The 14,094-nt window shown below is 63.4% G+C and carries 12 protein-coding genes and 1 pseudogene; 6 read left to right on the forward strand and 7 right to left on the reverse strand.

What is annotated here, in order from left to right:
- Window positions 1–18 precede the first annotated feature (18 nt).
- Together NKH23_RS07740 and NKH23_RS07745 are read right to left on the reverse strand one after the other, a co-directional pair.
- The gene (locus NKH23_RS07740; RefSeq protein WP_352720888.1) at window positions 19–765 is read right to left on the reverse strand and encodes a metallophosphoesterase family protein; all 747 of its coding nucleotides are present in this window, start codon (window positions 763–765) and stop codon (window positions 19–21) included.
- 239 nt (window positions 766–1,004) lie between these two features.
- Entirely contained in the window at window positions 1,005–1,361 is a 357-nt protein-coding gene (locus tag NKH23_RS07745) for an ArsR/SmtB family transcription factor (RefSeq protein ID WP_023719360.1), read from the reverse strand.
- A gap of 193 nt (window positions 1,362–1,554) precedes the next feature.
- Here NKH23_RS07745 and NKH23_RS07750 point away from each other — a divergent pair, with 193 nt between their 5' ends.
- The gene (locus tag NKH23_RS07750) at window positions 1,555–2,733 is read left to right on the forward strand and encodes an MFS transporter (RefSeq protein WP_254820339.1); all 1,179 of its coding nucleotides are present in this window, start codon (window positions 1,555–1,557) and stop codon (window positions 2,731–2,733) included.
- A 167-nt stretch (window positions 2,734–2,900) separates the two neighbouring features.
- On the opposite strand, the gene NKH23_RS07755 is transcribed toward NKH23_RS07750, so the two are convergent.
- Window positions 2,901–3,500 carry a LysE family translocator gene (locus tag NKH23_RS07755; protein WP_352720886.1) on the reverse strand — a complete coding sequence of 200 codons (600 nt, stop codon included), beginning with the start codon at window positions 3,498–3,500 and terminating at the stop codon, window positions 2,901–2,903.
- A 53-nt stretch (window positions 3,501–3,553) separates the two neighbouring features.
- On the opposite strand from NKH23_RS07755, the pseudogene NKH23_RS07760 reads away from it, so the two are divergent.
- Window positions 3,554–4,457, forward strand: a pseudogene (locus NKH23_RS07760) (LysR family transcriptional regulator).
- 54 nt (window positions 4,458–4,511) lie between these two features.
- Here NKH23_RS07760 and NKH23_RS07765 read toward each other — a convergent pair.
- Complete coding sequence (locus NKH23_RS07765; protein WP_353034421.1) at window positions 4,512–5,165, reverse strand: dihydrofolate reductase family protein; 654 nt, start codon at window positions 5,163–5,165, stop codon at window positions 4,512–4,514.
- A 154-nt stretch (window positions 5,166–5,319) separates the two neighbouring features.
- Window positions 5,320–6,687, reverse strand: a complete 1,368-nt coding sequence (locus tag NKH23_RS07770; RefSeq protein WP_352855082.1) for an Nramp family divalent metal transporter — start codon at window positions 6,685–6,687, stop codon at window positions 5,320–5,322.
- A gap of 236 nt (window positions 6,688–6,923) precedes the next feature.
- On the opposite strand from NKH23_RS07770, the gene mntR reads away from it, so the two are divergent.
- Complete coding sequence (gene mntR, locus NKH23_RS07775; protein ID WP_023678308.1) at window positions 6,924–7,379, forward strand: manganese-binding transcriptional regulator MntR; 456 nt, start codon at window positions 6,924–6,926, stop codon at window positions 7,377–7,379.
- A gap of 34 nt (window positions 7,380–7,413) precedes the next feature.
- On the opposite strand, the gene NKH23_RS07780 is transcribed toward mntR, so the two are convergent.
- A complete protein-coding gene (locus NKH23_RS07780) occupies window positions 7,414–9,462 on the reverse strand; it encodes a hypothetical protein (protein ID WP_352720880.1) in 2,049 nt (682 codons plus the stop codon).
- 207 nt (window positions 9,463–9,669) lie between these two features.
- Here NKH23_RS07780 and ypfJ point away from each other — a divergent pair, with 207 nt between their 5' ends.
- Complete coding sequence (gene ypfJ, locus NKH23_RS07785; RefSeq protein ID WP_353034423.1) at window positions 9,670–10,590, forward strand: KPN_02809 family neutral zinc metallopeptidase; 921 nt, start codon at window positions 9,670–9,672, stop codon at window positions 10,588–10,590.
- Window positions 10,591–10,741: 151 nt separating this feature from the next.
- Entirely contained in the window at window positions 10,742–12,010 is a 1,269-nt protein-coding gene (locus tag NKH23_RS07790) for a TCR/Tet family MFS transporter (RefSeq protein ID WP_352915496.1), read from the forward strand.
- Window positions 12,011–12,065: 55 nt separating this feature from the next.
- Here NKH23_RS07790 and carA read toward each other — a convergent pair whose 3' ends face one another.
- Entirely contained in the window at window positions 12,066–13,283 is a 1,218-nt protein-coding gene (gene carA, locus NKH23_RS07795; RefSeq protein WP_352915493.1) for a glutamine-hydrolyzing carbamoyl-phosphate synthase small subunit, read from the reverse strand.
- Between the two features lie 321 nt (window positions 13,284–13,604).
- On the opposite strand from carA, the gene NKH23_RS07800 reads away from it, so the two are divergent.
- Window positions 13,605–14,054, forward strand: a complete 450-nt coding sequence (locus tag NKH23_RS07800) for a GatB/YqeY domain-containing protein (RefSeq protein ID WP_023678304.1) — start codon at window positions 13,605–13,607, stop codon at window positions 14,052–14,054.
- Window positions 14,055–14,094: the final 40 nt, after the last annotated feature.

Below are 14,094 nucleotides of genomic sequence, written 5' to 3' on the forward strand. Positions count from 1 at the left end.
ACCGGGTATAACCGCGGTTCAACCCGGCATGAAGCCGGTGCGCAGCGCGTGAGCCCATTCGGGCCGTGCCGCCTGCTCGGCCTGACGCGCCGCCGCCTCGTGGTCATAATCGACGGCGATGGCCTCGAAACGATCAGGGTGCAAGTCGAGGATGCCATAGCGGGCGTGCGGCGAACCTTGCTCGGAGACATGCGCCGGCGGGGTCGAATCGTCATAGGCCGGGCAGCCGATGCTGCCCGGGTTGAAGATGACCGGACCGCCGGGTATGCGGACCAGCTCGCTACGATGGCTGTGGCCGCAAAGCATGATGCGGCAAGCGGGATCGATCGCGCCGAGGCGCCGTTCGATGGCGGCCAGCGGCGCGCGCACCAGCCGGCCGTCGACTATCGCGTCAGTCAGGTATTTTTCGTCGTGGTCGGGCCGGGCGTGGAAGGCGAGTATGCCGGGCGCCACCTCCAGCGTGACGGGCAGCGCGAACAGCGCCTCGCGCTGGGCCTCTGTCAGCCGTTCGTGCGCGTAGCGGTCGGACGGCCACATGGTCTCGTCGCCGGTGTCGCGGGCAACGCGGCGGTCGTGATTGCCGCGTACCGTCGGCAGGTCGAGCGCCTCGAGCCGCTCCATGGTCTCGCGCGGCCAGAGCGGGCCGGAAACGCAATCGCCGAGATTGACGATGAGGTCGGCGCCGCCGCGTCGCCGCAGATCGTCGAGCACGGCTTCGAGCGCCAGGACATTGCCGTGGATGTCGGCGAGGACGGCAATGCGCATGGGGAAGCTCCGTGGCTGAGGCAGCGTTTCCTCGCCTCCGCGAAGCGGGGGAGAGGTGGCCGCGAAGCGGCCGGAGAGGGGGCTCTTCGCAAACCGGCGCGTCGAGGACAATGAAGCTTCCTTGAACGTTCTGGGAGCGTCAAGGCCCCCTCTCCGTCCCGGCTTCGCCGGGCCACCTCTCCCCCACTCTCGTGGGGGCGAGGAACCCAAGTTCTGGAAGGACGCTTCCCTGTTGGTGCTCAGGCGCGGACTTCGATCTCGTGGCCGCCGACCGCCGGCAACGATGCGTCGTCGCCGGCCGCGGCAATGACGCTGTCGAGCAGGCCCGGGAAGCGGCGGTCGAGATCGTCACGGCGCAGCGTGATCAGCCGGCTGGTGCCAACCGCTTCGGTGCGGGTGACGCCGGCCTCGCGCAGCTTGGCCAAATGGTAGCTCAGATTGGTCTTCGAGCAGAGATCGAGGAACCGGCTGCAATTCAGCGGCACGCCCTCTTTGCTGGCGAGATAGCGCACGATGGCCAACCGCGTCGGGTCGCCGAGCACGGCAAGCACATTCGGCAGGCTGATCTGGTCGGCGGTGGGATGGGGCAAGGTCATGCCCAGGAATTAAGCACATTCGGGGCCGATTTCAACGCATCTCCTCTCGTGGCTGATGGACACATAGTTTCGCCCCGTCGCCCCATCCTGACACCGGGCTGTCAGGATGGTTCGGCTATTTTGCAGCGGCTTTATTGACATCATGCCCTGTTATGTCCAATTGTTCAATAACCTTTGAACTAAGGAAATTGCCATGGATAAGCGCCTCATCTGGCTTGCGCTCGGATCGTTCACGATTTCGACCGAAGGTTTCGTCATCTCCAGCCTTTTGCCCGACATTGCAAAGGATGCCGCCATCTCCGTTCCGCTCGCCGGCACGCTGATCACGGCGTTTGCGCTCGCCTATGCGATCGGCACGCCGATCCTGGCAACGCTGACCGGCGAATGGGATCGTCGCCGCGTCATCCTGTGGACGCTGGTGTTCTTCGTGTTGGGCAACGTCGCCGCGGCGCTGAGCTCCTCCTTCGAATTGCTGTTGATCGCGCGCATCGTCATGGCGCTATCGTCAGGCCTGTTCGCGGCGACCGCGCAGGGAACGGCCGTTGCGCTTGTCGACGATCATCACCGCGCCCGCGCCATTGCCGTGGTCGTCGGCGGCACCACCGTGGCGGTCGCGGTCGGCGCGCCGCTTGGCGCGCTTGTTGCGACGGTTGCCGGCTGGCGCGGCACCTTCTTTGCCATTGCCGGCCTTGGCGCGCTCGCCGGCGCGATCCTGTGGTACCGGCTGCCGCGCGGCATCGTCGGCACCAGGCTTCCGCTCCGGATGCGGCTGGCAGCGGCACTTCGCCCCGGCGTCATGCCTATCCTGGTGACGACCATCCTGGCCCTGATCGGCGCCTTCACCGTCTTTGCCTTTGTCGCGCCGCTCGCCATCGAAGGTGGCGGACTGAACCCGATCGCGCTTCCCGGAATGCTGCTCGCTTTCGGCGTTGGCGCGGTCATCGGCAATATCGGCGGCGGGCAGGCCGCCGATCGTTTCGGCGCGACGCGCACCGTCTGCTGGTCGCTGGCGCTGAGTGCCGCCATGCTGGTCACGTTTTCGCTGATCCCGATGTTCCTGCCGCGCGAGATCGCCGGGCCGGCGCTGATGGCCATGATGGTGCCGTGGGGCATCGTCGGCTGGGCATTCCCGCCGGCGCAGGCCAGCCGCATCATCAAGCTGGCGCCCGATGCCGCCCCCATCGTGCTGTCGCTGAACGCTTCGGCACTCTATCTCGGCGTCGCACTGGGTGCGGTGGTTGGCGCTGCGGTGCTGCGCTATGGCGCACCGGCCGACCTCGGTGTGGTCGCGGCGGCATTCCCGATCATTGGTCTGGGCGTGGTGCTGGCGGGCCATCTGGCGGCGCGACCGGTGGCGATGCCGGCCGAATAAGGCTTGTTAGCAAAGCTTGGCTGCCGGCCGCCGATAATTCAACTCGCGGCCGGCGCTGCGTCGAAATCCAACGCGGCGATTTCGTCCAGCGCCGCTCGCAGGCTTGCCGCCTGCTCTTTCCAAACACCTGTTTGAAGCGCTGCTGAGCGACGCGCCACAGCTTGGTCTTACGCTGTCCGCCACATCGGAATGATCGAGGCGGCCAGCAGCAGGCCAAGCATGATGTTGAGCATGCGCCATTGCCGCTCGGTTCGCAGCAACCGGGCGAGCAGCGTGCCGGCCACGCACCACGCCGCCAGCGATAGGGCCGCTGCAAGACCGAAGACCGTGCCGAGCAGCACGGCGAGCTGCAGCGGCCCGTTGGCGAGCGCGGCAAAGGATGCCGCCGCTCCCAGCCCCATGGCCCAGCCCTTGGGGTTCATCCATTGCAGGCCGGCGCCACCGAAAAAGCTGTTCGGCTTTGCCATAGCCACGTCCAGATTGGGCGGGCCGCTGCGGCCGATCTTGAGGGCAAGCCATACCAGATAGAGGGTGCCGGCTATTTTCATTGCCAGTTGCAGCGAAGGAGCGGCGGCCAGCAGACCAGCGAGCCCAGCAGCACCTGCCGCAGCCACCGTGGCCAGGCCGGCCGCACTCCCGGCCATCAGCGGGATAGAGCGGCGAAAGCCGAACTGCGCCCCGGACGCCGTCGACAAGGTCGTGGCCATGCCTGGGGTTGAGGTTGAGACCAGCGCGAACAGGAGGAGGGGAAGGACGGTTTCAAACATGCGGCTTCCTTTGAAGCCTGCACCGTAGGCTGTTTGGCCCATCAGTAAATGCAATGTTTGCCATGATGTGCATTAGCAAATATAATGACCAGATGCTCCGCAACCTCGATACTGCCCTGGTTCGAACCTTCGTCACCGTTGCCGACAAGCATGACGGCGGCGGCCAACGCGCTGCATTTGACGCAAGGTGCCGTCAGCCAGCAGATCAAGCGTCTGGAAGAGGTTCTCGGCTGCAGCCTGTTCGACCGCGATCGGCGCGGATTGCGATTGACCCGCTCCGGCGAGCGATTGTTCGGCAAGGGCAAGCGCCTGCTTTCCCTCAATGACGAGATCCTGGCGGAGATGGCGGGTGATGCGGTTGCCGGTCAGGTGCGGCTTGGCGTGCCCTACGACCTTGTCGGCACCTTGCTTGCGCCGGTGCTCAAGGCCTATGCCGAGGCCTATCCGCAGGTCGAGATCTCGCTTGTTTGCGCCTCGTCGCCGGAGTTGGCTGCGGCCTTGGCGGCGGGCACGATTGAGCTCGCGGTGATCGAGGAGCCGATCGGTCGGTCGCCCGGCGAATGCCTTGTTGTCGACCGGCTGGTCTGGGTCGGCGCCAAAGGCGGTGGCGCCCGCCGCAAGCGACCCTTGCCGGTTTCGATGGTCGCCGAGACCTGCGCGTTCCGCCCGGTGGTGCTGGAGGCGCTTAACGAGCACGGGCTGGAATGGCGCACCGTCTTCGAAAACGGCAGCATCGACGTGACGACGGCGACGGTGCGTTCGGACTTGGCCGTCACCACCTGGTTGGCGTCAACCGTGCCTGCCGACCTCGATATTTTGGCCAACGATCCGGAACTGCCGTCGCTGCCGAATTTTTCAATCAATCTGCATTTGCCGAAGCACGGCGTCGCGCCGGCTGCATTGGCATTCGCGGGCCACCTCCGCGATGGGTTGGCACGGCGGCGAGAGGCGGCTTAGAAAACAGCAAAAAGGACGGCCGGTGTTCAGCCGTCCTTGATCGCCCCGCAGCCTCTATTTCCAGTTCTTGCGCCGCTCGATCTCGGCTTCGGACGGCTGTTCCGGAGCAAAGGACCCGGTCTTGATCTCGCCGGAGCGTTCATAGCTCGCCATCAGCACGCCAGTGGTCGATACCTGCGAACGGGTCAGCTTGAAGGCGGCAGGTATCGTGCCCCTGCCGAACAGTTTTTTGCCCTTGCCCAGCACCAGCGGGAAAATCAGCAGGCTGATCTCGTCGATCAGGTCATTGGCGAGCAAGGTCTGGATCAACTCGCTCGATCCCTGAATGAGCAGGTCCGGGCCGTCCTCCTGCTTCATCCGGCGCAACGTCGCCACGACATCGCTGCCGAGCGGCTGGCTGTTTTGCCAGGACAGCGTATCTGGCCTGTGCGTCGCCACATATTTCGTGACGGCGTTGAAGCTCTCGGCGATCGGACCGCTCTTCTGGTACGGCCAGTGGGCGGCGAAGATGTCGTAGGTCTTGCGGCCGAGAAGCAGCGCGAACGGTTTTGAAAACGTCTCGCCCATGGCGGCGCCCATCACATCGTCCCAGTAGTGAAACGTCCAGCCGCCGAATTTGAAGCCGCCGACAGGGTCCTCTTGCGGGCCGCCGGGTGCCTGCATGACGCCGTCGAGGCTGACGAATGTTGCGGCGATGATCTTCCTCATTGGAGCTCCCTTTCCCTGATCCGTGCCGTCATGGCCGGACTTCGGGCCAAGGACGGGCGAACGGACATTTGTCCGACAGCGGTCGGCAAATTTCCAGGGCTGGAAGGGCAGATGACTGCCGACCTTGTTGCGTCGGCTTGGAGCAGAGAAACGCTCAGCCCAGACCGACGACCGTATCGTAGAGCAGCTTGAAGTTGAGCACCAGGATGAGCGCGGCGACCACCCAGGCCAGCACGGCAACAGCGCGGGAAATGGCGAAATTACCCATCTTGCGCTTGTCCGAGACGAACTGCACCAGCGGTACGACAGCGAAGGGAAGCTGCATCGACAGGATTACCTGGCTGAAGACCAGCAACTGGCCGGTTCCCTTCTCGCCATAGAGCGCAGTGACCACCACCACCGGGATGATGGCGATGCCGCGCGTCAGCAGGCGGCGCGCCCATTGCGGGATGCGCAGCCGCAGGAAGCCTTCCATCACGATCTGGCCGGCCAGCGTCGCCGTGACCGTCGAGTTCAGGCCGGAGGCAAGCAGCGCTACGGCAAACAGGATCGAAGCGATGCCGAGGCCGAGCAGCGGCGACAGAAGCTGGAAGGCCTGGCCGATCTCGGCAACGTCATGATGACCGGTGCCGTGGAACGCCACCGCCGATACGATCAGGATGGAGGCATTGACGAACAGCGCCAGTATCAGCGCGATGGTAGAGTCGGTCGTCGCCCATTTGATCGCGTCGCGCTTGCCGCGATCGGTGCGCTCATAGGCGCGGGTCTGCACGATCGAGGAGTGCAGGTAGAGATTGTGCGGCATCACCGTGGCGCCGATGATGCCGATGGCGATGTAAAGCATGGCCGGATTGGTGACGATCTCGGACGACGGCACGAACATCGCATGCAGGATGGAGCCGACCGGCGGCGCGGCGGCAAAGATCTGGATGGCGAAGCAGCCGAAGATGATGATCAAAAGCGCTATGATGAAGGCCTCGAGGAAACGGAAGCCCTTGTTCATCAGCAACAACAGCAGGAAGGCATCGAGCGCGGTGATGATGGCGCCGCCGATCAGCGGAATCCCGAACAGCAGTTGCAAGGCGATCGCCGTACCAATGACCTCGGCCAGGTCGCAGGCGATGATGGCCAATTCGCAAGCGACCCAAAGCATGAAATTGACCGGTCGCGGATAATAGGCGCGGCACGCCTGCGCGAGGTCGCGGCCGGTGGCGATGCCGAGCCGGGCGGCGAGCGCCTGCAGCAGGATCGCCATCAGGTTCGACAACATGATGATGAACAGCAGCGTGTAACCGAACTGGGCCCCGCCGGCGAGGTCGGTCGCCCAATTGCCCGGATCCATGTAGCCGACCGAAACCATGTAGCCCGGCCCCATGAAGGCGAACAGCCGGCGAAGCCAAATCCCCGAGTGCGGCACGGCGATCGTGGCGTTGACTTCGCGAAGGCTGGGCTGCTCGCCGTCCTCCGGGCGGGCAAATCGCCACATGGACCGGGGGGCTGAGGTGGCTTCGGCTTCCGACATGAACTGGCTTTCCACTCGCGCGATAGATGTTGCCTCCTTATCTATGCCACGGCTGAACATTATGCAATATGCTATATTTCATTGTCGGAGCTTTTTCGTGTGGCCGCTTGGCCGTGCGGCCGGAACGGCAGTGAACGCCGGTTGCACCGGCCACCGAATGGAAATAAACGGCCAGAACCAATAGGGTTCCGTGTTATGACTGCAATGTCGATTCAAACTGCCGGGAGGAGCGCGTATTGGCGCTGAAGAAAAGACCGGTTCCTCGCGAAAAGCCGCTGCCTGACGCAGAAATCCACTCGGAAGGCTTCAGGCAGACGCGTGAAGCGCGCCGCAGTGCGCTGGTCGAGGATTATGTCGAGCTCATCGCCGACCTGATCGAGGATGGCAACGAGGCGCGCCAGGTCGACATCGCGGCACGGCTCGGCGTCGCCCAGCCGACGGTGGCGAAAATGCTGACGCGGCTGTGCGCCGACGGGCTGGTCTCCCGGAAGCCCTATCGCGGCGTGTTCCTGACCGATGCCGGCCGCAAGGTTGCGGAAGAGAGCCGCATTCGCCACCAGACGGTCGAGGCCTTCCTGCGCTCGCTCGGGGTCAGCGCCGAGACGGCGCGCATCGACGCCGAAGGCATCGAGCACCATGTCAGCGCCGAGACGCTCGAAGCCTTTCGCAAGGCAATAATCGCCGCGCGCTGATTGATCGAAGCGATATGCAGTGCGACTGACCTGCTCACTCGTTCGTATCCTGCACCCAGTTGCGCGGGTGACCATCGACGCGAAACTGGAAGATGAAATAGGGTGGGATGCAAGTGCCCTTGCCGGGCTTTGCTTCCGGCAGATCGTCAAAACCGGCGGTGCAGATATAGTCCTCGCGGCAGGGATGGGCCTTGTCGCAAGCACGCAGGCCAGCGGTCTTGGTGAATTCCCTGGTGCAGAATTTGTGGTCCTTGCCGGAGCCTATGCAGTCGTTGAAGCCGGTCTTGGCGAGGCGGCCGCAGCTTGCCTCGTCGGGCAGCTTTTCGCAGGTCGCCTTGCGCAGCATGCCGCCGGGAAAGCCGCCAGTCTTCTGCTCGGGATTATCGTAACGCTGGCGCGCCGCGCCGTAGCCGGCGAGCTTTATCGGCGGTTTTCTGTCCCTGGCCGGGTCGATGGCGCAGGCCTTCGCGGTTGCCGGTGACAGACGGCAATATTGGTCGTTGCCCCATTTCGACATCCTGATCTCGCCGAACTCCACCGGATCGCCGACCGCGGTGCCGGCCTCGCTGACGCAGGTACCAAAGCCCGGATGGATGGCGCTCTCGTGGACCCCGGCGCAACGCAGGCCTTCGTCGCAGGTCCAGTCCACGAAACTTGGGTCGGCGCCGCGATAGCAGATCGAGCCCCATCCATTGTAGAGATCGGTGCCTTTCAGCGCTTCGGCGTATTTTGCCTCCGGACGGCCGGCAAAGCCGCGGCTGAAATCCGGGTGTCTGCCAGCGGCGAACGACTCGACAATGGCGCGGCGGCGCGGCAGGTCGGCAAAAAACACAGCCGAGCCCGGCACGAACACCGCGTTGCGGCGCGGTTCGTTGGCCGGGTCGGCGCCGGTGTAATGGAACCCGGCGATGCCGTGCGTCTGGTGACAGCCGGTGCAGGTCATCTCGTTGAGGCGCAGATTGAAGCCGGCCACCGATTTGACGGTGCGAAGCGTATTGCCCTTGGCGACATAGTCCCTGAGCGCTTTGTCGATAGCATCGTCGTCGAGCAGCCCAAAAGCCAAATTGTTTTGCGACCGGTTCATACCGCCGGGTGCCACCGAAACCGCGGTGGTCGCGAGGAATTTTTCGTCGATCACCAGACGGCCACGGTCGAGATCATAGATGTTGCGGTCGGTGAGCAGCCATCTTTCGAAGGTTTGCCTGTCGGCCAGCACCAGCTTGCGGTCGATCTGGTTCTCCATTTTCGCTTCCTGGAAAATGGCTTTGGCAGGGTCCCACTTGAATACCTTCAACAGATACTCGGCGTGGCCGCCGAAATCTCGCCGGCTCGAAGCCGATAGGCGCACGACCTGCATGTTGAGCTCGAGCCGCATGGTCTGCGAAGAATTCAACATCGCGCTGGAAAGCGGGCCTTCTTCCGAGCGCAGCCAGGCCGCCAGTTGATCCGGCTCCAGATTCTTCTGCCCGGCGACAAGCCAGCGCTTCGCCACGTCCGCGCAGGAACCGTTAGCCGAGCGCGGACGGTCCTTCGAGGCGCGAGTCTGTGCCGAAGCCGGTATGGCGTTGAAGACCAGGCTCAGGGTCAGCGGCAGGCGCGACGAAATGCGTTGCCCAGGCTTCTCCTCGACCGAATAGTGGAAGCGGTAGATCAGCCTGATCTCGCCGCATTCGGTGTGGCCGAGATAGCCGCGATCCATGCGATTGACGATGCCGGTCAGGTCCAGCGTCGAACCGTCGTCGTCGATGTATTTCGGATTGAACTTCTGGTTGATGTCTTTCGACTTTGCCAGAGCGGCTACATAGGAGTCGGGGCTGTTCCTTGGTTCGTCTAAGATCTGCTGTTTGACGGCGTTGCGGACCGGGCTCAGCGCGCGCACCGAAAACAGCCCGCGATTGTCGACGTCGCGTGTCAGTCCGAGCGCTGGCCCAAGCAGACGGCTGATCGATAGCCCGCCGCGCTCGAGCGCCTGCAAGGTCTCGGGATCGGTGATTGCGACACTGGAATCGAGAGTGACGGCGCTGGCCGGCGCGGGGCCTAGGCAAGACAATGCCGCAAACAGCAACAGAACCCGCCCGAGCATCCGCAAGCGCCCCCTCGCTTCCACAGCCACGGTGGATGCTACAGACCTTGCGACGTCTAAGCCAGAGCAGACCCGCGTCAGCAGGCATTGCTCGTTAGCGCGAAAAATACTGTGACTTGGCGTAACCATTGGGATAATTGTTTGCTGGGTTGGAACCGGCCAGGACATCGGCGGGTTGAGTGCAAACGTGCATCACGGGGAGTTGCCATGCTCTGGAGAGGCCGCCGTCAAAGTGACAATGTCGAGGACGAGCGCGGCCAGAGTGGCGGGCTTGGCGGCGGTCCGGGGCAGTTTCGCATCCCGATCGACGGTCGCGCCGGCGGCGGCGGCATGTCGGGCATTATCATCGTAGCGTTGATTTTCCTGGCAGGGTGGTATTTCGGCTTCGACCCGAGCCAAATTCTCGATGACAGCGGCTTGCAGCCTGGCGGCGGCGGCCAGATCACCGACAATAGCGGCGGGCAGGGCGGCGGCACCGGTGCGCCGGCGTCCGACGAGATGAAGCAGTTCGTGTCGACCGTGCTGGCCGAGACCGAGGATACGTGGACCGGTATTTTCCAATCCGAAGGTCTGACCTATCAAGATCCAAAACTGGTCCTGTTCAGCGGTCAGATCCGCTCCGCCTGCGGTTCTGCCTCGTCAGCGGCCGGACCATTCTACTGTCCCAACGATCGCAAGGTCTATCTCGATACCACCTTCTTCCAGCAACTCGACCAGCAGTTCGGCGCCTCGGGCGATTTCGCACAGGCCTATGTTATCGCGCACGAGGTCGGCCATCACGTGCAGAACCTGACCGGCATCCTGCCCAAATTCAACCAGATGCGGCAGAATATGAGCGAGGGCGACGCCAACCAGATGTCGGTGCAGGTCGAGCTCCAGGCCGACTGCTTTGCCGGCATCTGGGCACATTTCACCGGTCAGAAGGGCATTTTGGAACAGGGCGACATGGCGGAGGCACTGAACGCCGCCAAGCAGATCGGCGACGACACGCTGCAGAAGAAGATGCAGGGCTACGTCGTGCCGGAAAGTTTCAACCACGGCACGTCTCAGCAGCGGCAGACCTGGCTGGCGCGCGGCTTCCAGAACGGCAAGCTATCGGACTGCGACACGTTCAACAACCCGATCTGAGCCGACGGTTTTCTCGTAATCCGAGAGACTGGATCGCAGTCAGGGGGATGTCAGGATGAAAACACTCTGCCCGTTCCCTCATTGTTCCCAGCGATGTGCTCGCCTATAAGGTGTGTTCCCGTTCGCTCGGGCGGCCCGAGGAGATACCATCATGATAGACCCCAAAACCGCCAGGCGGGGCCTTGCGCTTGTTTTCACCACCCTGCTGCTCGACGTCATTGGCTTCGGTATCATTATGCCGGTGCTGCCGGCCTATCTCAGGGAATTGACCGGCGTCGGCATCAGTGAGGCGGCTATCGAGGGCGGCTGGCTGTTCTTCGTCTATGCGGCGATGCAGTTCGTTTTCGCACCAGTGATGGGCGGGTTGAGCGACCGGTTCGGGCGGCGGCCGATTCTGCTCGCCTCGGTGCTGACGTTCGCTATCGACAATCTGATCTGCGCTATCGCCTGGTCCTATCCGATGCTGTTCATTGGCCGCGTGCTGGCCGGCATTTCCGGCGCCAGCTATTCAACGACATCGGCATTCATTGCCGATATCTCGACCGACGAAAATCGTGCGAAGAATTTCGGGCTGCTCGGCATTGCTTTCGGCGTCGGCTTCGTCATCGGGCCGGTCCTGGGCGGGTTGCTCGGCACGTTCGGGCCGCGCGTTCCGTTCTATTTCGCTGCAGGGCTTGCTTTCGCAAACTTTCTGATCGCGCTGTTTCTGTTGCCGGAAACGCTTGATAACAAGCACCGTCGCCGCTTCGCGTGGAAACGCGCGAACCCGGTCGGCACGCTCGTCCAGATGCGCAACTATGAAGGTATCGGCTGGATCGGACTTGTCTTCTTTCTGATGACGCTCGGGCACATGATGTATCCTGCGGTCTGGTCGTTCGTCTCCAGTTATCGCTATGGCTGGAGCGAACAACAGATCGGCTTCTCGCTCGGAGCCTTCGGCCTGTGCGGCGCGATCGTCATGGCGACAGTCCTGCCGCGCGTGATCCCTACACTTGGCGAGTGGAAGACGGCGGTAATCGGTCTGGCATTTACCGCACTCAGCGCCTTCGGCTACGCCTTCGCGTCACAAGGCTGGATGATCTATGCAGTGATCGTCGTCGGATGTCTCGAGGCGTTGGCCGACCCGCCGCTCAGAAGCCTGGCGGCCGCCAAGGTGCCACCCTCCGCCCAGGGCGAACTCCAGGGCGCGATGACCTCGATCTTCTCGATCACCTCAATCATCACACCGCTGTTTTATACGGCGATCTTTTCCTGGTTCACGGGGCCGAGCGCGCCCATAGTTTTCGGCGGTGCCCCGTATCTGCTCGGCGCGATTTTCCTCACGCTGGCGCTCGTCGTCTTCGTCAGTAGGGTGGCCAAGCCGACGCCGAAGGAAGTCAAACGCATGCACGCGCAGCAAGCGGTGACGGACGGGGCTTGATCGGCGCCGGGAGCCCGGCCGGCGCCGTCAGTCAAATCCGTTTTTACGCAATGCGCTAGACACGCTCGGCCAGTGCCGGCTCGCCGCGCTTTTCGCGGATCAGATTGACGAAACGGCGGAACAGATAATGCGAATCCTGCGGGCCGGGCGAGGCTTCCGGATGATGCTGGACCGAGAAGACCGGCTTGCCGGTCAGCGCAATGCCGCAATTCGAACCGTCGAACAGCGAGACATGGGTTTCCTCGACGCCGCTCGGCAACGAGTCGGCGTCGACGGCAAAGCCGTGGTTCATCGAGACGATCTCGACCTTGCCGGTGGTGTGGTCCTTGACCGGATGGTTGGCGCCGTGGTGGCCCTGATGCATTTTTGCGGTCTTGCCGCCCAGCGCCAGCGCCAGCATCTGGTGGCCGAGGCAGATGCCGAACAGCGGGATTTCGGTCTTCAACAGATCCTGGATGACCGGCACGGCGTAGTCGCCGGTGGCTTCCGGATCGCCGGGGCCGTTGGACAGAAAAATGCCGTCCGGCCGCATCGCCATGATCTCCTCGGCGCCGGTCTTGGCCGGCACCACGGTGACCTTGGCGCCGAGGCCGGCCAGCAGGCGCAATATGTTGCGCTTGACGCCGTAGTCGATGGCGACGACGTGCATCGACGGGTCGGCCTGTTCGCCAAAGCCCTCGTTCCAGACCCAGGGCGTCTCGCGCCAGACCGAGGACTGGCCGGAGGTGACCTCCTTGGCCAGATCAAGCCCGATGAGCCCGGACCAGGCGGCGGCGCGGCGCTTGAGGTCATCGATGTCGAAGGTACCGTCTGGGGCGTGCGCGATGACGGCATTGGGCATGCCCTTTTCGCGGATCAGCGCGGTCAGCGCCCGCGTGTCGATGCCCGAAAGTGCGACGATGCCGCGCTTCTTCAGCCACTGGTCGAGGCCGGCTCCGGCGCGGTAGTTCGACGGGTTGGTGACATCGGCCTTGAACACGGCGCCGACGGCGCCGGCGCGGGCCAGCAGATTGAGGTCCTCGATGTCTTCGTCATTGGTGCCGATATTGCCGATATGCGGAAAGGTGAAAGTGACGATCTGGCCGGCATAGGATGGGTCAGTGAGGATTTCCTGGTAGCCGGTCAGCGCGGTGTTGAAGCAGACCTCAGCCACGGCGGAGCCGGAAGCGCCCAGACCGCGGCCCTCGATGACGGTGCCGTCGGCCAGCACCAGCAGGGCTGTCGGCCTCTCGGTGGCCCAAGGGGGGGTCGACGCGGCGGTCATCGTTGCCATGGCGGCACTCCTAAAGGCTGCGCCCCTCAATCGGCGCAACAAAAGGCGCGAAGCGGCAATCTCACAGCCTCGGCGCGCTAACTTTTCACTTGTGCATGTCGTGGCCCCAAAACCGCTACGCACTTTTGGGCGACGTGCACTAGAATTCAATTCATGCAAGGCCCAGTACATAGGGGAAGGCGCCAAGGCGGTCAATGATGCCGCGCCGTGCGAGCCTGGATTTATTTCGTCGAACAATATCAGCGGTTTGCCGGACGCCATCGAGTTTGCCTTGAGCTATCGGCACGACTATTGTCCGCCGCATTCGAAGGAGAAAGCACTATGCGAGGAAAAATCGCCGAATCCCTGAAGAGCGCGATGAAGGCGCAGGACAAGCGCCGGCTGCCCACATTGCGGCTGATCCAGGCGGCCATTCATGATCGCGACATCGCCAATCGCGGCGCCGGGAAGGAGCCGGCCAGCGACGACGAAATCCTGCAGATCCTTGCCAAGATGGTGAAGCAGCGCGAGGAATCGGCCAAGGCGTTCGATGACGGCAAGCGGCCGGAGCTTGCAGCGCAGGAGCGCGACGAGATGGCGATCATCCGCGACTTCCTGCCGACGCAACTGGGCCAGGCCGAGACGGAAAGCGCCGTCCGTTCCGCCATCGCCGAGACAGGCGCCAGCGGCGTCAAGGACATGGGCAAGGTGATGGCGGCGCTCAAGGAAAAATACGCCGGGCAGATGGATTTCTCCAAGGCGAGCGGCATCGTCAAGAGCCTGCTTCAGTAGACTGCTGTGGAAGGCCCTTGCCGTCGCGCCCGCAATCCTG

This window comes from Mesorhizobium sp. M1328 (genome assembly GCF_040318075.1).
Classification (GTDB): Bacteria; Pseudomonadota; Alphaproteobacteria; order Rhizobiales; family Rhizobiaceae; genus Mesorhizobium.